The 19,227-nt window shown below is 50.2% G+C and carries 19 protein-coding genes and 1 tRNA gene; 6 read left to right on the top strand and 14 right to left on the bottom strand.

All coding sequences use genetic code 11. From position 1 onward, the window contains the following. Nucleotides 1–29: 29 nt before the first annotated feature. From flgJ to J3369_RS06120, 11 genes are all read right to left on the bottom strand, one after another. On the bottom strand, nucleotides 30–983 hold the full coding sequence (gene flgJ / locus J3369_RS06170) for a flagellar assembly peptidoglycan hydrolase FlgJ (RefSeq protein ID WP_502877414.1): 954 nt from the start codon (nucleotides 981–983) through the stop codon (nucleotides 30–32). After that, nucleotides 983–2,095: a flagellar basal body P-ring protein FlgI gene (locus J3369_RS06165; RefSeq protein WP_303574411.1), complete on the bottom strand. Its 1,113-nt coding sequence runs from the start codon at nucleotides 2,093–2,095 to the stop codon at nucleotides 983–985. Before J3369_RS06165 ends, flgJ begins: the two co-directional genes overlap by 1 nt. 9 nt (nucleotides 2,096–2,104) lie before the next feature. Beyond that, nucleotides 2,105–2,785: a flagellar basal body L-ring protein FlgH gene (flgH, locus tag J3369_RS06160; RefSeq protein WP_119500520.1), complete on the bottom strand. Its 681-nt coding sequence runs from the start codon at nucleotides 2,783–2,785 to the stop codon at nucleotides 2,105–2,107. Between the two features lie 11 nt (nucleotides 2,786–2,796). After that, nucleotides 2,797–3,585 carry a flagellar basal-body rod protein FlgG gene (flgG, locus tag J3369_RS06155; protein ID WP_349584999.1) on the bottom strand — a complete coding sequence of 263 codons (789 nt, stop codon included), beginning with the start codon at nucleotides 3,583–3,585 and terminating at the stop codon, nucleotides 2,797–2,799. Between the two features lie 47 nt (nucleotides 3,586–3,632). Then, on the bottom strand, nucleotides 3,633–4,376 hold the full coding sequence (gene flgF / locus J3369_RS06150; RefSeq protein WP_119500518.1) for a flagellar basal-body rod protein FlgF: 744 nt from the start codon (nucleotides 4,374–4,376) through the stop codon (nucleotides 3,633–3,635). A 228-nt stretch (nucleotides 4,377–4,604) separates the two neighbouring features. Then, the gene (flgE, locus tag J3369_RS06145) at nucleotides 4,605–5,990 is read right to left on the bottom strand and encodes a flagellar hook protein FlgE (protein ID WP_303574412.1); all 1,386 of its coding nucleotides are present in this window, start codon (nucleotides 5,988–5,990) and stop codon (nucleotides 4,605–4,607) included. 14 nt (nucleotides 5,991–6,004) lie between these two features. Further along, on the bottom strand, nucleotides 6,005–6,694 hold the full coding sequence (locus J3369_RS06140) for a flagellar hook assembly protein FlgD (protein ID WP_303574413.1): 690 nt from the start codon (nucleotides 6,692–6,694) through the stop codon (nucleotides 6,005–6,007). 24 nt (nucleotides 6,695–6,718) lie between these two features. Next, on the bottom strand, nucleotides 6,719–7,141 hold the full coding sequence (gene flgC / locus J3369_RS06135) for a flagellar basal body rod protein FlgC (RefSeq protein ID WP_119500515.1): 423 nt from the start codon (nucleotides 7,139–7,141) through the stop codon (nucleotides 6,719–6,721). Beyond that, the gene (gene flgB, locus J3369_RS06130) at nucleotides 7,141–7,548 is read right to left on the bottom strand and encodes a flagellar basal body rod protein FlgB (RefSeq protein WP_119500514.1); all 408 of its coding nucleotides are present in this window, start codon (nucleotides 7,546–7,548) and stop codon (nucleotides 7,141–7,143) included. The genes flgC and flgB overlap by 1 nt, the downstream gene beginning before the upstream one ends. 142 nt (nucleotides 7,549–7,690) lie before the next feature. Continuing rightward, nucleotides 7,691–8,524 carry a CheR family methyltransferase gene (locus J3369_RS06125; RefSeq protein WP_303574414.1) on the bottom strand — a complete coding sequence of 278 codons (834 nt, stop codon included), beginning with the start codon at nucleotides 8,522–8,524 and terminating at the stop codon, nucleotides 7,691–7,693. A gap of 19 nt (nucleotides 8,525–8,543) precedes the next feature. Continuing rightward, nucleotides 8,544–9,464: a chemotaxis protein CheV gene (locus J3369_RS06120; RefSeq protein ID WP_303574415.1), complete on the bottom strand. Its 921-nt coding sequence runs from the start codon at nucleotides 9,462–9,464 to the stop codon at nucleotides 8,544–8,546. Between the two features lie 165 nt (nucleotides 9,465–9,629). On the opposite strand from J3369_RS06120, the gene flgA reads away from it, so the two are divergent. The 3 genes from flgA (at nucleotide 9,630) to flgN (ending at nucleotide 11,235) form a co-directional block, all read left to right on the top strand. Continuing rightward, the gene (gene flgA, locus J3369_RS06115) at nucleotides 9,630–10,364 is read left to right on the top strand and encodes a flagellar basal body P-ring formation chaperone FlgA (RefSeq protein WP_349584992.1); all 735 of its coding nucleotides are present in this window, start codon (nucleotides 9,630–9,632) and stop codon (nucleotides 10,362–10,364) included. Between the two features lie 93 nt (nucleotides 10,365–10,457). Continuing rightward, nucleotides 10,458–10,793, top strand: coding sequence for a flagellar biosynthesis anti-sigma factor FlgM (gene flgM, locus J3369_RS06110; protein WP_119500510.1), 336 nt, complete (start codon nucleotides 10,458–10,460; stop codon nucleotides 10,791–10,793). Between the two features lie 10 nt (nucleotides 10,794–10,803). Further along, complete coding sequence (flgN, locus tag J3369_RS06105) at nucleotides 10,804–11,235, top strand: flagellar export chaperone FlgN (protein ID WP_349584988.1); 432 nt, start codon at nucleotides 10,804–10,806, stop codon at nucleotides 11,233–11,235. Nucleotides 11,236–11,313: 78 nt separating this feature from the next. Here flgN and J3369_RS06100 read toward each other — a convergent pair whose 3' ends face one another. Next, a complete protein-coding gene (locus J3369_RS06100) occupies nucleotides 11,314–11,790 on the bottom strand; it encodes an LPP20 family lipoprotein (protein ID WP_349584985.1) in 477 nt (158 codons plus the stop codon). A gap of 235 nt (nucleotides 11,791–12,025) precedes the next feature. Between J3369_RS06100 and J3369_RS06095 the strand changes: the two genes are divergently transcribed. The 3 genes from J3369_RS06095 to smrA all read left to right on the top strand — a co-directional run bounded on the left by J3369_RS06095 (nucleotide 12,026) and on the right by smrA (nucleotide 13,988). Continuing rightward, nucleotides 12,026–13,201, top strand: a complete 1,176-nt coding sequence (locus tag J3369_RS06095; protein ID WP_349584982.1) for a flagellar assembly protein T N-terminal domain-containing protein — start codon at nucleotides 12,026–12,028, stop codon at nucleotides 13,199–13,201. An 85-nt stretch (nucleotides 13,202–13,286) separates the two neighbouring features. Beyond that, nucleotides 13,287–13,361: transfer RNA gene (locus J3369_RS06090), tRNA-Arg, on the top strand. Nucleotides 13,362–13,400: 39 nt separating this feature from the next. Further along, nucleotides 13,401–13,988 (top strand): DNA endonuclease SmrA, encoded by a 588-nt coding sequence (gene smrA / locus J3369_RS06085; RefSeq protein ID WP_349584979.1) that lies wholly within the window; start codon nucleotides 13,401–13,403, stop codon nucleotides 13,986–13,988. A gap of 513 nt (nucleotides 13,989–14,501) precedes the next feature. On the opposite strand, the gene J3369_RS06080 is transcribed toward smrA, so the two are convergent. After that, a complete protein-coding gene (locus J3369_RS06080; protein WP_349584976.1) occupies nucleotides 14,502–14,843 on the bottom strand; it encodes a hypothetical protein in 342 nt (113 codons plus the stop codon). A gap of 309 nt (nucleotides 14,844–15,152) precedes the next feature. Then, a complete protein-coding gene (gene purL, locus J3369_RS06075; RefSeq protein ID WP_349584973.1) occupies nucleotides 15,153–19,049 on the bottom strand; it encodes a phosphoribosylformylglycinamidine synthase in 3,897 nt (1,298 codons plus the stop codon). Nucleotides 19,050–19,227 lie beyond the last annotated feature (178 nt).

The raw sequence follows: 19,227 nt of genomic DNA, 5'->3' as shown, positions 1-19,227 counted from the left end.
AACATCATAAGGTTGAGCAGGTCCGGTATTCATGGCTGATATCCCTGTACTGCATCACTGCGGTAAACAGCCATCACTTTACTGGCGTATTGCGGATCGGTGGCGTAACCGGCCTGTTGTAATTCATTAAAGTATTGCGATGCATCTGCACCTTTTGCCACTGCCTGCTGATAACGGGGTTGAGTACGGATAAAATCAACGTAATCAGCCAGTCCGGATTCCAGAGAATCATACTGACGAAAGGCTGCTTTGCGCCGTTCGGGTACACCATTACTGAATTCCAGCGTATCAACTACAGCCTGCTCACCCTGCCACTGGTTGTTGGCTTTGATACCAAACAAATTGTGCGTGCTGTTGCCGTGCTTATCGTGAATAACATACTGGCCCCAGCCGGTCTCAACGGCAGCCTGGGCGATAATGGCTCTGGCATCCGTACCCAGTGCTTCTGCGGCTTTTTCTGCGTACGGATAGAGGGTTTCTACAAAGTCCTGCTGGTCACTGAACATTGCGGCCTTGTAGGCGGATTGTGAACCGGCAGACGCGGAGTCCAGCATTGTTGCCTGAGCACGGCTTACTGCCTCTGCCCTTTCACGATTGATTGACGACAGGTTGCCGTCGGAGCGCAGGGTACTTGCCGGACGGTAGTCCGGGTCCTGCTGACCAAGTTGCTTCACAATTAAATCAGCCAGACCGAGCCCGCCATTACTGGATAAGTCCACGGCCAGCTGTTGATCGTGCATATCGCGGTAGAACTTAACCTGCTCAGAGTTAAACGGACTGTCCTCATCAGCAAGAGCATCCTGGGCTTTGCGCATAGACTTCAGCATCATTTGCACAAAAATCGCTTCAAACTGCTGTGCCGCTTCCTGCAATACTTCACCGTTACCACTTGCCATGGCTTCACGCAGGTTATTAAGCCCGCTGATATCACTGGCATTACGGGCCATTTCTAACTGGCTTTGGGAAGTGTTTTGCAGATTCATCAGATAATCACCAGTTCACCACGAAGCGCGCCGGCCTGACGCAGGGCTTCAAGGATTGCCATCAAATCGCCCGGAGCGGCACCCACTTCGTTCACGGCACGTACCAGTTGGTCCAGTGTTACGCCGGGCTCAAACTTGAACATACGGCTGTCTGCCATATCCACATCCACAATAGACTGGGTCGTCACTACGGTATTTCCGTCTGCAAGTGCATTCGGCTGAGACACCTGTTGGTTTTCAGCAATCGTCACCGTTAATCCGCCGTGGGTAATAGCTGCAGGCAGCAGTACCACATCCTGACCGATAACAATGGTGCCGGTACGGCTATTAATAACCACCCGCGCCGGTGCGTCAGCAGGTTCGAAATCAAAATTCTCCACCGTAGCCAGAAAACCAACCCGCTGACCCACATCACGGGGGGCGGTAACACGGACAGATGCAGCATCAATAGGTGTGGCAATGGTATAGCCCTGATCCGGTTGCGCACCAAGACGTTCATTAATGGTATCGGCAAGCCGCTTTGCAGTAGAAAAATCCGGATAGTGCAGATTCAGTGTTAAGGTGTCGCCGTTGGCAAAACCGGAAGGAACAGTCTGCTCAACAAACGCACCGTTCGGGATGCGGCCAACAGTAGGTGTATTCACCACTATGCGTGATCCGTCTCCGCCCTGGGCACCGAAACCACTTACTATCAGGCTGCCCTGAGCAACGGCGTACACTTTTCCGTCAACCCCTTTTAAGAAGGTTTGCAACAATGTGCCGCCTTGCAGGCTGCTGGCTTCGCCCACAGATGATACAGTCACATCGATAGACTGACCGGGCTTGATGAACGGCGGCAGTTCAGCATGTACGGCAACTGCTGCCACGTTTTTAATTTTTGGCTTAGTATTCGGATCCAGGCTGATACCGAAGTTGCTGAGCATAGTGCGGAAGCTTTGTTCGGTAAACGGACTTTGTTCACCGGTGCCAGGCAAACCCACAACCAGTCCGTACCCCACCAGCTGGTTGCTCCGCACGCCCTGGATACTGGCCACATCTTTAATGCGTTGTGCGTCAGCAAGAGGGGCTGTAAATATCACAGCAGCTGTAAGGAGAAATCTTAAAATTGGCATACGTCGCTCCTAGAAAGGCCACACGTCGGAAGAGAAAAAGCGGGTAAGCCAGCCCTTTTCCTGTGCCCGTGCAAAGCTGCCTGTACCGCTGTACTGAATGCGGGCATTGGCTATCTTTGTCGACACAATTTCGTTCTCAGGACTAATGTCCGCTGGACGGATAATGCCGGTCAGACGGATATATTCATCGCCCTGATTCAGCGTCAGCCATTTTTCTCCCCGGATCACCAGATTCTGATTTGGCATCACATCAACCACGGTAACCGAGATAGCTCCGGAAAGGCTGTTGCTCTGGTTCGCCTGGGCGTTGCCGGTAAAATCATTCGACGAATTCAGGCCGAACTGAATGGACTGGCTTCCAAGATTAATGGTATCGCCACCCAGACCGGTTATTGGCTGCACATCCACACCGGTGCTTTTCGCTGTTGTGGTATCAGCCGTTTTCGACGCCGCGGTATTTTCACTCAGCGTAACGGTAATGATGTCGCCTACCCGACGCGCGGTCACATCAGAATACAAACTGTTTGCCATGTACGGGCGGAACAGTGCACCGTCCTCTGTGATCTGCTCCCGGGGAATATCGGGGATCACCGGAGCAAACGCAGGATCATTCGCCTGGGCCGGTGGCTGCGGGGTGCTGTTACATCCCGCCAGCATTACACTGATTGCGATAAAACCAAAAATTCGCATGACATCACCTGTTAAAGCTGCTGAATCACCTGACCAAGCATCTGGTCAACGGAAGAAATTACTTTTGAGTTCATCTCATATAAACGCTGACTTTCAATCAGGTTTACCAGTTCTTCCGTGACGTTCACATTGGAGGTTTCCAGCGTGCCCTGAGAAATCGTACCCAGCCCCTGTAAACCCGGCACGCCCTGAATCGGCGCCCCGCTGGATGCGGTTTCCACAAACAGGTTTTGTCCGGTAGGTTGTAAACCGGTGGGGTTAACAAAATCTGACACGTTCAACTGGCCCAATACCTGAGGCTCTGCCTGACCGCGCACCGATGCCGACACTTCGCCATCCTGTGAGATAGTGATTTGCTGGGCATCTTCCGGTACGGCAATTTCAGGTTGCAACAGGAAACCTGCGCCGGATGTGACGATTTGCCCCTGGTCATTTAAGGTGAACTGACCATTACGGGTATAAGCAATGGTGCCGTCAGGCTGCAGAATTTCAAAATATCCGCGGCCCTGAATAGACATATCCAGTGCATTTTCGGTAGTCAGCATATTGCCCTGAGTATGGGCTTTTTGCGTAGCAACCACTTTTGAACCGGAGCCCAGCATCAGGCCTGAAGGCAATTCAGTGTCGGCCGACGAACGTCCGCCCGGCTGATTGATATTCTGGTACAGCAGATCTTCAAAGATCGCACGATCTTTCTTGAAGCCTACTGTTGAGGCGTTTGCCAGGTTATTGGATACCACGGCAACGTCGGTTTGTGCGGCGTCTAGCCCAGTTTTACTAATCCATAACGCAGGATGCATATCGACCTCCTGACCACCGGCAACAGCATGTGGTCGTTAGTTAAAAATTAAATTATGCGAAGTAGCTGATTGCCCTGAGTCGACAGCTGGTCAGCTTCTTTCATCAGCTTGACCTGCATCTCATAATGGCGTTGCAGACTGATCATATTGACCATCTCATCAACCGCATTCACATTGGAACTTTCCAGCATGCCCGTTCTGACCATAACATTTGCATCGGCATCAACTGCCGCGCCGTCTTTGGTTCTGAACAGACCGTCATACCCTTTTTCCAGGTTATTCAGATCGGGGTTAACCAGCTTTAACCGGCCCACCTCTTCCGACACATTCTCCGGTGCGCCAACAGGGCGGGTGGAAATGGTGCCGTCCATTGCAATATTCAGATTATCCAGTGGCACAGGCAGATAAATTGGCCCGTTGTCACCCATCACAATGTTGCCGTGCATGTCTGTGAGCATGCCGTCGGCACCAAGCTGAAAGCTGCCGTCACGGCTGTAAGCTTCCTGCCCGTCGGCGCCCTGAACGGAAAACCAGCCGTCTCCCTGAATAGCAACATCCAGATCGCGGTTGGTCTGCACCATCGCACCGGACTCGTAGTTATTAGACGGGCTTTCAGTCATGGAAAATACACGGGTCGGCAAACCTTCGCCGTATGCCGGCATAGCTCTGGCCTGTTCAAGCTGCGCACGGAAACCGGTGGTTTGCGCATTAGCCAGATTATTGGCGCGCACTCCGGTGGCCAGCAGGTCTTGCTTGGCGCCGCTTGCAGCAATATAGAGTAATTTATCCATGACTGACTTTTGACGTTTTTATGAACCTTACAGTGACAACTGCAATTCAAATGCCAAAAGTAAATTGACGTAAAGAAGAGAAAGTTTGACGGTTTGCTGACAAAGTTTCCTCGCCCGACAACACGGGCGGAGGGTAAATTTCAGCGTGCAGAATGTGAGTGAACGCCCCGCTGCGGAAATAAAACAGGCCGGAAAACCGGCCTGCCTGAATGTTATACCACAGAGGTATTAACGGATATTCAGAATTGTCTGGTTCAGCTGATTATTGACCTCCAGCGCCCGTGAGTTCGCCTGGAAGTTACGCTGAGCGATAATCAGGTCAATCAGTTCGGTAGTCAGGTTAACGTTCGCCTGCTCCAGAGCTGATGAGTTAATTTCACCGTAAGTACCGGTTGTGGCTTCGCCAGCCAGTGCCTCACCGGAAGCAATTGATTCTTTCCACTGAGTGCTGCTTTGCTGGGTCAGGCCCTGCTCGTTTGAAAAGCGCACCAGCGCAACCCGTACGATAGGCTCAGAAGTCCCGTTCGAGAAGGTCGCCCGAACCAGACCGTCGGCACCGATATCGATACCCGTCAAACGGCCTACCGGTAAACCATCCTGCTCCAGTGAAGTAACCTCAAACGCTGACGCAAACTGAGTCGGTTCGTTGGTGGTTGCCCCCGCCGGATCCAGGTTGAAGTCTATTGCAATTTGTTGTGACGGATCAGAACCGTTTGACAGAATAGTTCCACCTAAGGCTTCAGTTTGAATCTTCAGGTTAGTCTGAGCCACACCATCCGGCGATTCAATGCCCACAAAATCACCGCCCTGACTGAAAGACATTTTCGCCACGGTGACTGCTGAACCACTTGCAGTACCAACCACGTTCGTCGCGGTAGCCGGGTCTGAGTTCGTTCCGTCAGAATTCACCAGGTCCACAAGATTGTCATCAATGGCAGTAGCAACATACCAGTCATTAGTGGTTGTAGCCGCCGGGTCTTTGATGAAATAGTAAGTCATTACATGGCTGTCACCCAGTGAATCATAAACGGTGACCGATGTGGCCGCGTTATAAGTCAGCGGATCGTCCGGATTGAACATCGTAGGGTCTAGTGCCTGATCCCCTGCCGGCAGGTTCATCCGGATATCCACTTCGCTTGTTTGTTGCGGCGAACCGGATGAATCAGGAATGCGTACGGGGATGGTAGTACTTAATGCTACAGATGAACTGGTGCCATCTGTATTTACCGGAAATCCTAATAAGTTGTCACCATTACTGTTCACAACGAAGTTATCTTCATCCAGCTTGAACTGTCCGGCACGGGTAAATGAGAAGTCCCGTGATGTGATTTCAGGCACAGTAGCAAAGAAGCCATTCCCGGTGATCGCAAGATCCAGAGAAGTATTAGTAAACTGTAAACTACCCTGAGAAAACTGCTGTGCCACATCTTGTGTCAAAACACCGTCACCGACTTTTGTTTTACCGCCTGCCAGCAATGACGATGCATAGACATCACCAAATTCTGCGCGGGACTCTTTAAAGCCCACCGTGTTGACGTTCGCAATGTTATTGGCGGTTACGTCGAGATCTTTCTGCGCGGCTGCAACGCCACTAAGTGCAATATTAAAAGACATAACTCTTTCTCCTGTTAACTGCCTATCTGGATGACGTCGCTGAGATTGATACTCACATCACCCGCCAAATTCAAAATAATGCCCTGACTGCTGCCAGTCATGCTGACACTGCCTACCTGCCGGTTAATAGCAGTAGGAACAGATGTTCCTTCATTGTCAACGGTGCCGTTAGCATTAACCACATATTCTCCGGCCGGCATAGGATTGCCGTTTGTGTCTGTTCCGTCCCAGTTAAACTGGATATTTCCTGCCGCCTGCGTTCCCGCATCAATGGTCTTAACAATTTCACCATATTGATTCTCGATGGTGATCTTTAGATCCTGAACGGTCTGATCGTTAACCAGTACGCCACTGAAGCCGGCACCTTCTTCTGCCATATAGCCTACATTACCTTCTACCAGCACCTGCTGACCAATCAGACTGGAAGCCTGCAATGCCTGGTTGGAGGTCATAGACGCGGCAAAGGATTCGAACTTTTCATTCAACTGGGAGATCCCGTCTGCCATCGTAAAAGATGTCATCTGGGCAACCATCTGATCGTTATCCACCGGTTTGGTTGGATCCTGATTTGCCAGCTGCTCGGTAAGCAGTGAGAAGAAGTCTTCCTGGGTCAGGCGCTGTTCGCTGCCATCGGCAACAGCTACACCTTCTTCCTGCCAGTAGAGCTCTGAATTTAAGCCGGTCGTATTTGAAATAGTACTCACGAAAATACCCTCTGCTCAGCGCTATTACTGACCGCGACCAAGCTGCAGTACCTGACGGAAAATACGTTTGGTTGTGTCAGCAACCTGAACGTTTGTTTCGTAGCCTTTCGAAGCAGACATCATATTTGCCATTTCCTCGACAATGTTGACGTTGGGCTTGTAGATATAACCGTTTTCATCAGCCATGGGGTTATTCGGTGCATACTCAATTTGCAGAGGTGCATCGCTTTCCACTACACCTTTAACCTCAACACCCACGCCTTTGCTCTGTTCATCAGATGCTCTGGCAAGTTCTGCGGCAAAAACCGGGTAGCGTGCCTTGTAGGTTTCTTCGTAACTGCTGCTGACACTGTTAGCATTAGCAATGTTACTGGCGGTGGTGTTCAGACGAACACTTTCTGCTTCCATACCGGTACCGGAAATGGACATGACATTAAACAGGCTCATTAACTTTGCCCTCCACTTAAGGCCTTCTTCATACCTTTCAGTTTTCCTTCGAGAAATTGCAGGGTTGCCTGGTATCTCATTCCGTTATCCAGAAAGGCATTTCTTTCAGCCTGCACTTCAACGGTGTTGCCGTCCCCGGTGTCGGGCTGATTTGGGATTCGATAATCGATGTCGAAGCTGTTGATATTGAGACCGCCACCAATATGATTTTCATGAGTGCGTTGCAAAGAACCCTGGCGCTGTTCACTGCGGGCGCTTTCCATGGCTTGCTTAAAGTCTATATCGCGGGCTTTGTAGCCGGGGGTGTTTGCGTTTGCCAGATTACCGGCAATCACTTCCATCTTCTGCTCTCTGATATCCAGCGCTTTTTTATGGAAACCGGTCAGATTGTCTAGGTTGATGGCCATGTAAAACACTCCACAGGCAAAGATTTCAACAACATCGAATTAAAAAGAGACTCAGAGTATGAATCGTCGTTTTCTTATCGTTGAGAACTTTGCAAATGAAGTGCCAAGTATTTTTTGACGCCCTGGGCGGGGCGTCAGGAGATTATTTATTTCTTTGATAGTAAAGGCCGGGATGGCACTTCACCATGGTAAAGTGAGATCCGGCTTCACCGATAGATTCGGAAGCGCCGAGGAACAAAATCCCCCCGGGCTGCATCTGGGCGGCAATTTGTTGCAGTATCTTTTGTTTCACATCTGCCGGAAAATAGATCAGTACATTACGGCAAAATACGATGTCGAAGCGCCCCAGGGCCGTATAACTGTGCAGCAGATTCAGGCTTTTAAAAGAAACCATTCTGCGTACTTCCTCATTGACCTGAACCATCCCCTCACTGTTGGGAGAGAAATAGCGTTGACGGCGTTCTGCCGATAACCCGCGGGCCAGAGAAAGTTCGTCATACACACCTTTGTTACACTTTTCCAGCATAGCCGACGACAAATCGGTGCCGGTAATTTCCACGCCGGCTCTCAAAGCGCCGGGTTTATGCCGCTGAAATTCCAGTACTGACATAGCGATGGAGTACGGCTCCTGCCCGGAGGAACAGGCAGCACTCCAGACCCGCAACCGGCGATTTTCACTGGCGTACAGCGGCAAGATATTATTGATGAGTAATTCGTAGGGATAATTATCACGAAACCAGAGGGTTTCGTTGGTGGTCATGGCATCCAGGACGGATTGCAACAGATTACGGTTCCCACCGCGTACCACTGCTGCAATCAGGCCATCCAGGCTGTCGTAGTCGTATTCGTACATCAAAGACGACAAGCGGCTACGGACAAGATATTGCTTGTTGTCGCCTAATGAAATGCCACACTGTTGCTGCAGAAAAGTTCCGAATTGACGGTAACTGTCGGCAGACACTTCTTTATTTTTCAAGCTTCCCCGGCCTCGTCAATCAGTTAGACAACCATTTACCTACAGCAGTAGCAAGTTCATCAGGATGGAATTTCGCAATGAAATCATCGGCACCGACTTTTTGCACCATCGCCTGATTGAATACCCCGCTTAATGACGTGTGCAGGACCACTTTTAATTTCTGCAATTCAGGGGTGTTTTTAATTTCAGCCGTCAGTGTGTATCCGTCCATTTCCGGCATTTCTATATCGGAAACCAGTACGCCCACTTTATCTGTGACATCTCCGGTTTCGGCAGCAATCTCTTTGAGTCGGTTCAATGCTTCCAGGCCATTTTTAGCAAGCTCCATTTTCAGTCCCAGTGCCGTCAGTGCTTTCTTCACCTGACTGCGGGCAACAGAAGAGTCATCGGCGATGAATATAATCTTATCTTCCTGGGCAGTGGTATTCAGTCCGGCAATAACATCGGCACTGACCTCAGCTTTTAGCGGAGAAATTTCGTTAAGAATTTTTTCTACGTCCAGAATTTCCACCAGCTCTTTATCCACTTCTGTAACGGCGGTGAGATAACTGGCGCGACCCGTACCCTGAGGCGGGGGCATAATGGCATCCCAGTTCGTATTGATAATGCGTTCAACCGCGCCAACCAGGAAGCCCTGTACTGAGCGGTTGTACTCGGCGATAACGATAAACGCTGTTTCGAGGTTTTCAATTCGTCTGCCGCCTGTTGCCATGCTAAGGTCGATGACAGAAATGGTTTGCCCGCGGATATGCGCGATTCCCCGTACCAGTGAATTTAATTTAGGCATTGCTGTCAATGGCGGGCACTGCAGTACCTCCCGCACTTTAAACACGTTAATACCAAAGCGCTGACGGCCGTTAAGTCTGAACAACAGTAGCTCCAGCCTATTCTGCCCCACTAACTGCGTGCGCTGGTTAACGGAATCAAGAATGCCTGACATACATCACCTCTAATTTAAATTGGGCACGAACATTGCGTTTAACCATATCACTTAATGTTTTAAAACAGAATCGCCAAAAAAGTGACACTTTAACCGTTACGAATGTAAGGGTTCTGCTTTTAATCATAGTCAAAATACAATGAACTGAACACGAAAAAAGTCATCATGCAGAAAAAGTTATCGAAATTATTGCAGAAATCTTTAAGCAGGCTGCTGATGGTTATGTTGCTGATGATGCTAAACATAGCCAGTATTCCGGCATTTGCCCAATCTTCAGCGCAGATGCGGGAAAAAATTCAGCAGGAAGCTCAGGCTTATCTGTTAAGCGCAATTGGTGACGCTCACGGCGACGACAATATTCAGGTAAGTATTGTACCAGTTGATGACCGCATTCAGATCCCTGTCTGCCATACACCTTTTCAGTATCACGCAGACAGCAGCGCCCTCACCCAGTCCTACATTTCCGTGAGAGTGAGTTGCGGCAATAACGACTGGTATCTGTTTACCAACGCACGGGTTGCCCGTACCCGTACAGTGGTGGTGACATCCGGTCTAATCAGTCCGGGCACAGTGCTGACATCAGCAAACCTGAAGCTGGCTGAAGTAGACATTAACCAGTTGCGGCACACCAGTTACATGTCGCAAAAAGAGCTTATCGGCGCGAGGATGAAAAGACGGGTCCGTGACGGCCAGCCTGTACAGGCAAATATGCTATGCTTTGTCTGTAAAGGTGATCGCATCACTATCCGTGCTCAGGCCGCGGGAATGCAGGTGAAAACAGCCGGCATTGCTAGACAGGACGGGGTAATAGGCGATAGTATTCAGGTAGTTAATGCATCGTCGAAAAAGACGCTTATCGCTGAAGTTGCCAGCACGCAAACAGTGGTTGTGAATTTATAGCCTGAAACAGTAAAAAACACTGAAAAAGGGTTAAAGATGCGCCAGTTCAGGCCGATAACGTGTATGAGGTGATATTGGTAGTGGAAAAAATTTATGGCAATCAACAATGTTAACAATGGAACTCCTAAGGCGCCCATTGACAATGCAAAGCTGAATAATCAGCAGGCACAGACACAAACGGCGCAGCAACAGGAAGCTGCGGCGAAAAATACACAGACGACGGCTCCGCGTCAGGATTCTGTCTCACTGACTCAGTCTGCTCAGCAGTTAAGTCAGGTACAGAAGAAAGGCACTGAGGCGCCGGTCAATCAGGAAAAGGTCGACAAACTGAAGAAAGCCATTCAAAGTGGTGAGTATAAAATCGACCCGGATTCCCTGGCGCAGAAAATCGCACGGTTAGAAGCGCAGGTTTTTGGCATTAAATCGTAGAGAGTAATTTATGTCGCAGTCACTGGTACAGGCACTGGAGCAACAGATCGCAAACTTAACGCATCTGGCAACTTTGCTTGAACAGGAATTGCACCTGATCAGCTCCCGGGATGCTGAGGCATTGATGAATCTGCTCAAGGATAAAGAGCAAACCCTCGATACCATTCAGCAAAGTGATATTGCTATCAGTAAGCAGTACACTGCACTTACAGCGGAAAAAACAGTGCCAGACGATGTTACCGCCTTGATTGCCCAGACCAAAAAGCTTCTCGAAGAGTGTCAGTACCGTACATCAGTTAATCAAAAAGCCGTTGAACAGGGTCAGCTCAGGTTGACCCACCTGCGCAATTTAATGTTGGAAGTCCGCGCCAAAGAATCTCTGACCTACGATAAAAGCGGAAAGCCGAAAGGCTCCGGATTAGGCAGAGGCGTGAGTGCCTGATAATAGTGACAAGTACCAAAAAGCTCGTGAAAACGGGCTTTTTTGCTTTTTGCAGAAGACCGGAGTCAGTAAACCGGCTCAGTAATAAGTAACGTCTCTAATCTTTTTAGGCTTAGCAGTTGTCAGGTAAATATCGTAAACCTTACGCATGTCCAGCTCTAACTCAGTGGCGTAAGTATCCTGGCCCACCGGATAACTTTTTATCACCCTCGCACCGCGGATCACGCCTTCAACGGATGCTTTTAATTGCGAATCCTGCATCACCATGTTTGCCACCGACTGGGAACCATTCAGTCGCTGACCGTATACCTGCTCAGCCAGTTCGCGGTAGGCATCCAGCTTTGATGCTTTCATTGCCATCAGGGAACGGTCATTTTCCGTCTGACCCATCTGCTGCGCAACCGGTGCATATCCTATCGCTGTCAGCACGGGGTAACTTTCCGGCTCCACCACTTCCCACTCAACATGCTTATCAATAAGCCCTGAGCAACCACCCAGCAGTAATACCAGACTGACGCCTGTAGCTCTTGCTGATTGCAGGATAATAGATTGCATAACCCACCTGTAGTTCTTAATCAGTTTGCTGAATGTCGCTGAACACCATTGTTCTGCATCCACAGCAGATTGTTTCTGTTACCCGTTTCCAGCAATAACCGTGCCCTGATGTTCTGCGCCATTTTTCAGACGCAATTTCAGGAACGCTTTTTGCTCTTGTCTTTGCACATAAGGCCGGAAACGCTGCTTTGCCAGCGGTTCCGCTTCATTTTTAATTATGATTGCGGTGATAAAGATGACTCGAATTGACAATTTGCTCCGGCCAGCGGGGATTAAACTGTTTCTTACAGGGCTATTTTTATTACTGTCGTGGCAAAGTTCTGCCGCCTGGTATGAAGCAAGAGGACAGGCACTCATCCAGGGCGGAGATAAAATTGCCGCCAAAGCAAAGGCCACCGAAGAGGCGATCAGACAGGCAATGATTTTTGCCGGCGCTTCTGTGCAAAGTGTTCAGATGCTGACCAACGGGCTGTTGCAGGAAGACAGGCTTCAAATCAGTGCCAGCGGAGAAGTGAACAACCTTGAGCTTATTGATGAGAAATGGCACAGCGATTATGTGATAGTGACCATACGGGCAGACATTTTCCCGCAAACCGCTACTTGCAGTGCTGCTGACTTTCAAAAAACCCTCGTCACCACCTGGTTTCCTATCGAACACCGGGCGCAGGCACAGGACGGACAAATCCACGATTTGTCCGAACAGGCGCCCAGACACCTCCAGCAATTATTTAAAGCCCGCTCTGAATTAACTTCAATGGCTCAGATAGTGCCCTATACTGTCAGATGGAGCCGCGCTAACGTGCTGGCTCAGGCACCTGACCTGGCCCGTCAGAGCCGCTCACAATACATTCTGGCAGCAACCATTACAGATTTGAGTATGCTGCGTCCCGCTCACTCTTCACTGGCATTCTGGAAGAGTGATGATGCATTGCGTCAGTTTTCCCTCGATATATCTCTGGTAGACGGTATGAACGGTGCCGTACTCATGCAGAAAAATTATGCTACCGAAGCCGTGTGGGAATTCGATCAGTTCTCACAAATTGATGTCAGCAGCTACCGGTTCTGGCAGAGTGAATACGGCAAAGCCGTCAACCGGTTGTTTACCGGCGTGGTGGAGGACATTGATGATATGCTCACCTGTCAGCCTGCTACCGGCCGGGTACTGGCAGTCAGAGGCGATGTCTTGCAGGTATCCATTGGCCGGAGTCATGGTATTCAACCCGGTGACGAACTCACCGTCTATAAAACCAGCCAGGTGCGCGATCCGCAGGGCATGACATTTTTGCAATATAACCTTTATCCCGTGAAAGTGCGGGTAACCAGCGCATCCGTTGACAGCGCTACAGTTGAAGCGGTTGACGGGGGAATTCTTGCCAATATCCAGCCCAATGATTTTGTAGCCAGACGATAGAAAACACGATAAATCAGAGAATTGCGGGTTCAACTTCCATTCAGGATAGCTATAATAGCGGTTCTCCGGCAGTTCCGGACCGGATGTCCCTATAGTTTAATGGATAAAACAAGGCCCTCCTAAGGCTTAGATGTTGGTTCGATTCCAGCTAGGGACGCCATAGCGTTAAGCGACATATTCTTTGTGTTCGAGGTCAGCCATGCACCACCAGTTCGACGATGATGATTTACGTTCTTTCATGGAAGAGATGGGCGATGTACAACGGATAACTACATACGACAAAGTATTCAATCACGACGCACAGGACAGCCTTGCGAAAAAGGCTAAAAGAGCCGCACTGGCCAAAGATAATCCGGACATATTCAATCCCCTCAGCATGGAAAACGTGAAGCCCGTCAAACCTGACGATTTCATTGCTTTTCAACAACCCGGCATTCAGGACGGCGTGTTTAAGAACTTACGGCTGGGTAAGTATGAACTTGAACAGCGTATATCCCTTAAAAACCTGACCCTCGCTGAATCCAGAGACTTACTTTACAAGCAACTCAAAAACGCCCATGAACGGGGCACACGCGCTCTGCTTGTTCAGCATGGCAAAGGCGAAAACAGTAAACCGCTTCCGGCAATGAAAAAAAGCTACGTAAACCACTGGCTCGCCGAGCTGGATTTCGTTATCGCGTGGCATACCGCACAACCCGGTCATGGCGGTTTCGGCGCAACCTATGTATTGCTGAAAAAACATCCGCAACAAAAGTTAATAAACCGCGAAAAAAATAGAAAAAGATAATGTGGAAAAATTGCGATAGTGATCTATGTTAAAAGACCGGCCGTTGAAATGCTATGTGTGGCGGTTTTGAGATGTGTTTCAGGTATTGCGTCTACACCGGTAATCATTCTAGTGTTTACGAAATTGACTAAACCAGAAGTTTTTGAAGACAGTACTAACCCACTCCGCAATGCGAAGAGTGCACTGTTAACTGACCCTGCGACTAAACAGCAATCAGATTGATTGCGAGCGCTTTTCGCTCACTTTTAATTCTGCGGAACTTGCGGAAGAACTGAATACAGCGGTCAGAATCATAAACAAGACTGCGACAGCGACACCGGTTAAACCGAACCCCTTACCAGAACGATACATATTCGTCTCTTATTATCTAACGTTAACTGCGGATCCCTAACGATCCTAACCAAACAACCCGCTTCCGTTGCTACCTTTTATAAGTCTTCCTGACACACCTAATGTAAAACAGTGATTTACAGATCACAAGAGATCGGTTCAAAAATTTGACACTGAAACAACTTATTTTTGGCGCTCAGTATATGCAGACCACGTCCGGTTAAAATTGTTCCGGAAAATGTAAAAATTAATCAATTTTCGTAAATCTTTGTAACTGAGCAGGAATGGGTATGGAGATGCGGCTTCCGCAAACAGCGAGTGCGGCCGGGTTTGAAAACTGAAAAGGCTGAAGATGCCAGCTTCCGTAACCAGCGAGTGCGGCCAGGCTTCAGAAACCGTCTGCGGCAGGGATGCCGCAGCCAAGTCCCATGGATGGGTGTATGCCTGTTTCTGAACCCCGGTCGTGCCGCGCAATGCGGAAGCGACTAAAGTGATGAACAGGTTGACTAACCAGCGCTCGCACAAAAAAAGAGGGACTGCGTTTTAAAAACCGTTTGCGGCCGGGGCTCAGAAACCGTCTGCGGCAGGGATGCCGCAGCCGAGCCCCATGGATGGGTTTATGCGTGTTTCTGACCTCCGGTCGCACCGCGTAATGCGGAAGCGACTCAAGTGCTGAACAGGTTGACTAACCAGCGCTCGCACAAAAAAAGAGGGGCTGCGTTTTAAAAACCGTTTGCGGCAGGGACGCCGCAACCGAGCCACCATGGATGGTTTTTCGGCGTGTTTTTAAAACGCAGCCCCTCTTCGTGCGAGAAGCGGTATTACAACCTCAACCTAGCCCACGAAGACGCGGGCGTTTCGGAAGATGCGCATCCACGCGCCGTCTTCTTGCCAGTCGTCCGGGCGCCAGGAGTTCGCTACAGTACGGAATACACGTTCCGGGTGAGGCATCATAATCGTTGCCCGACCATCAGCAGATGTCAGACCCGTGATACCCGCCGGAGAGCCGTTCGGGTTCGCAGGATAAGTATCTGCTACCTGACCGTAGTTGTTCACGTAACGCAGGGCTACCTGATTAGCACTCTGAACCGCACTCAGTGCATCCGCAGAGGCAAACTCTGCCTGACCTTCACCGTGAGATACCGCGATCGGCATCATCGAGCCTTTCATACCCTGCAGCAGCACAGAGTTTGACTCCATCACTTCTACCATGGCAACACGGGCTTCAAAGCGCTCAGACACGTTAGTCACAAAGTGTGGCCAGTTTTCTGTGCCGGGGATCAAAGATTTCAGGTTAGACAGCATCTGACAACCGTTACATACACCGAGGCTGAACGTATCTTTGCGGTTAAAGAAAGCAGCAAACTGGTCACGGGCCTGTGCATTGAACAGAATCGACTTCGCCCAACCTTCACCGGCACCCAGTACGTCACCGTAAGAGAAACCACCACAAGCTGCCAGACCTTTAAAGTTGTCCAGAGACACACGACCGTTCAGTACGTCACTCATGTGTACGTCTATAGCAGTAAAGCCAGCGCGGGTAAATGCCGCTGCCATTTCCAGGTGAGAGTTAACGCCCTGCTCACGCAGAATTGCCACTTCAGGCTTCACACCCTTAGCAATGTAAGGCGCTGCAACGTCTTCGCTTACATCGTAGCTCAGCTTCGCGCTCAGACCCGGATCTGCTGCATCTTGCTTGGCAGCGTGCTCTTCATCAGCACATTTCGGGTTATCACGCAGGCTTTGCATATTATGCGTGGTTTCTGCCCACATGGTACGCAGGTTTACGCGGGTATCGGTAAGCACTGCTACGTCACCACGGTTGAACTCAACCATATCTGTCGCATTCAGGGTACCAATATCGTGTAACAGCGCGCCCAGACCGTGAGCTTCAGCAATCGCTGTCACCGCATCCACGTCGCTTTCTGCTACCTGAATAACCGCACCTAACTCTTCGTTAAACAGTACCGCTAAATCATCGTCAGCCAGACCATCAAGAGAAACAGTCACACCGGTCTTACCGGCAAAAGCCATTTCCGCTATGGATGTAAACAGACCGCCGTCAGAACGGTCGTGGTACGCGATAACCAGTTCTTTTTCTACCATCGCCTGTACAGCGTTGTAGAAGCCCAGCAGTGTTTCTGCGTTATCCACATCAGCCGGTTTGTCAGCCAGTTGCTGATACACCTGTGCAAGACAGCTTGCACCCAGACGGTTCTGACCCGCACCTAAGTCAATCAGCATCAGGCGGGTTGCGCCTTTATCTGTACGCAGTTGTGGCGTCAGCGTTTTACGAATGTCTTTTACTGCACCAAATGCGGTTATCACCAGTGACAATGGAGACGTTACTGCCTTGTCAGCGCCATCGTCGTCCTGCCAGGCTGTTTTCATCGACATGGAGTCTTTACCTACCGGAATCGTCAGACCCAGCGCCGGACACAGTTCCTCACCTACCGCTTTTACGGCTTCGTAAAGACCCGCATCTTCGCCCGGGTGACCGGCAGCAGCCATCCAGTTTGCAGACAGCTTAATGCGCTTGATATCACCAATGTTTGACGCAGCAATGTTGGTCAGTGCTTCACCTACTGCCAGACGTGCAGATGCACCGTGAGACAGCAGTGCTACAGGCGTACGTTCACCCATAGACATGGCTTCACCGTGATAGGTGTCAAACGCACTGGCTGTAACTGCAACGTCAGCCACCGGTACCTGCCACGGCCCCACCATCTGGTCACGTGAGACCAGACCGGTTACCGAGCGGTCACCAATGGTAATAAGGAAGGTTTTTTCAGCGACAGTAGGCAGTCGCAGCATACGCTGAGCCGCATCAGCCAGCGTGATGTCTTCACGCTTCAGCGCTTCCGGCGCGACGCTTTCTGATTTCACATCACGGTGCATTTTAGGCGGCTTGCCTAACAGTACATCCAGTGGCATATCGATAGGCTGGTTATCGAAGTCAGCATCGTGCAATGACAAGTGCTGTTCTTCAGTGGCTTCACCCACTACCGCAAACGGGGCACGCTCACGGGCACAAATCGCCGCAAATTTTTCCAGGTTCTCAGGGGCAACAGACAGTACATAACGTTCCTGCGATTCGTTACACCAGAGTTCCAGTGGCGTCATGCCCGCTTCGTCGGCGAGCACGTCACGCAGTTCGAATTTACCGCCACGACCACCATCGTTGACCAGTTCAGGCAGTGCGTTAGACAGACCGCCCGCACCCACATCGTGGATAAACTGGATCGGGTTGTTGTCACCTAACTGCCAGCAGGCATCAATAACTTCCTGACAGCGACGCTCCATTTCAGGGTTGTCACGCTGTACAGAAGCAAAATCCAGATCTTCGTTAGACTGACCGGACGCCATAGAAGACGCCGCGCCGCCACCGAGACCGATATTCATTGCCGGACCACCCAGCACGATAAGTTTCGCGCCAACGGTGATTTCGCCTTTTTCGATATGGGATTTACGGATGTTACCCAGACCACCGGCCAGCATGATCGGTTTATGGTAACCACGTACTTCCACACCGTTGAAGCTGGACACTTCCTGCTCATAAGTACGGAAATAACCTAACAGGTTAGGACGACCGAATTCGTTGTTAAACGCCGCGCCACCCAGCGGGCCTTCAATCATAATATCCAGCGCGCTGACAATACGCTGTGGTTTGCCATAGCTGATTTCCCATGGCTGCTCAGCACCCGGAATGCGCAGGTTAGACACGGTAAAGCCAACTAAACCCGCTTTCGGCTTAGAGCCACGGCCTGTTGCACCTTCGTCACGGATTTCACCACCGGAACCGGTAGCGGCCCCCGGGAACGGCGAAATGGCCGTCGGGTGGTTGTGGGTTTCCACCTTCATCAGAATGTCGATATCTTCATGGTGATATTCATACTGATGAGATTGCGGGTCAGGGAAGAAACGCCCCGCCTGCCAGCCTTCCATCACGGCTGCGTTATCTTTGTAAGCAGAGTGAACAAATTCAGGGTGGGTTTCGAAGGTGTTTTTGATCATTTTAAACAGGGACTTGTCCTGCTCTACGCCATCAATAGTCCAGCTGGCGTTGAAAATCTTATGCCGGCAGTGCTCAGAGTTGGCCTGCGCGAACATGTACAGCTCAACATCGTTGGGGTTACGACCTAAACGGGTGAAGCTGTCAAACAGGTAATCAATTTCATCGTCAGCAAGAGCCAGCCCCAGACTGATATTCGCATCAACCAGTGCCTGTTTGCCGCTTCCCAGCACGTCCACCGAGGTAAAGCTCTGGCCTTCGGCATGTTCAAACAATACTGATGCGCTTTCCGGCGCAGCAAACACTGATTCAGTCATGCGATCATGCAGTTCTGATGCCACCAGCGCTTTATCGGCATCTGTCAGCTCACCATTTACGTCAACATAATACGCACAACCACGCTCAATGCGTTCGATAGCCGTCAGGCCGCAGTTTTGTGCAATGTTAGTGGCTTTAGATGACCACGGAGAAATGGTGCCGGGACGGGGAGTGACAAAAAAGCACTCTCCCTGAGGCGCTTTCGCCTGAGTTTTCGGACCGTAAGTCAGCAATTTGTCGAGAACCTGACGGGCATCGCCGGTTAACGTGCCGGTTGTGTCCACAAGGTGAACAAACTCAGCGTAAATGCCATTCACAGTAATACCGGATTGACCCAGCCTTTCAATAAGTTTAGTTTGTCTGAATTCAGACAGTGCGGGAGCGCCTCTTAGGACCAACATATCGTTTTACCTGATTGTTTGGAAACAGCGTCTGACAGCTCAAACGCTATCTCTTGGATGCACGGGGATTTCGGCGCGGATTATAGAGGAATTACGCCCACTTGATAACCTACATTCAAAACAAGTTTAGTTTTTTTTCGATTTTCAACCAAAGGTAATACCACTGACCGTGTCGAGT

It is taken from the genome of Alteromonas sp. NFXS44 (assembly GCF_040148705.1).
GTDB lineage: Bacteria > Pseudomonadota > Gammaproteobacteria > Enterobacterales > Alteromonadaceae > Alteromonas.
Note: the sequence above shows the minus strand (reverse complement) of the source record. Positions and strands in the feature narration are given on the sequence as shown.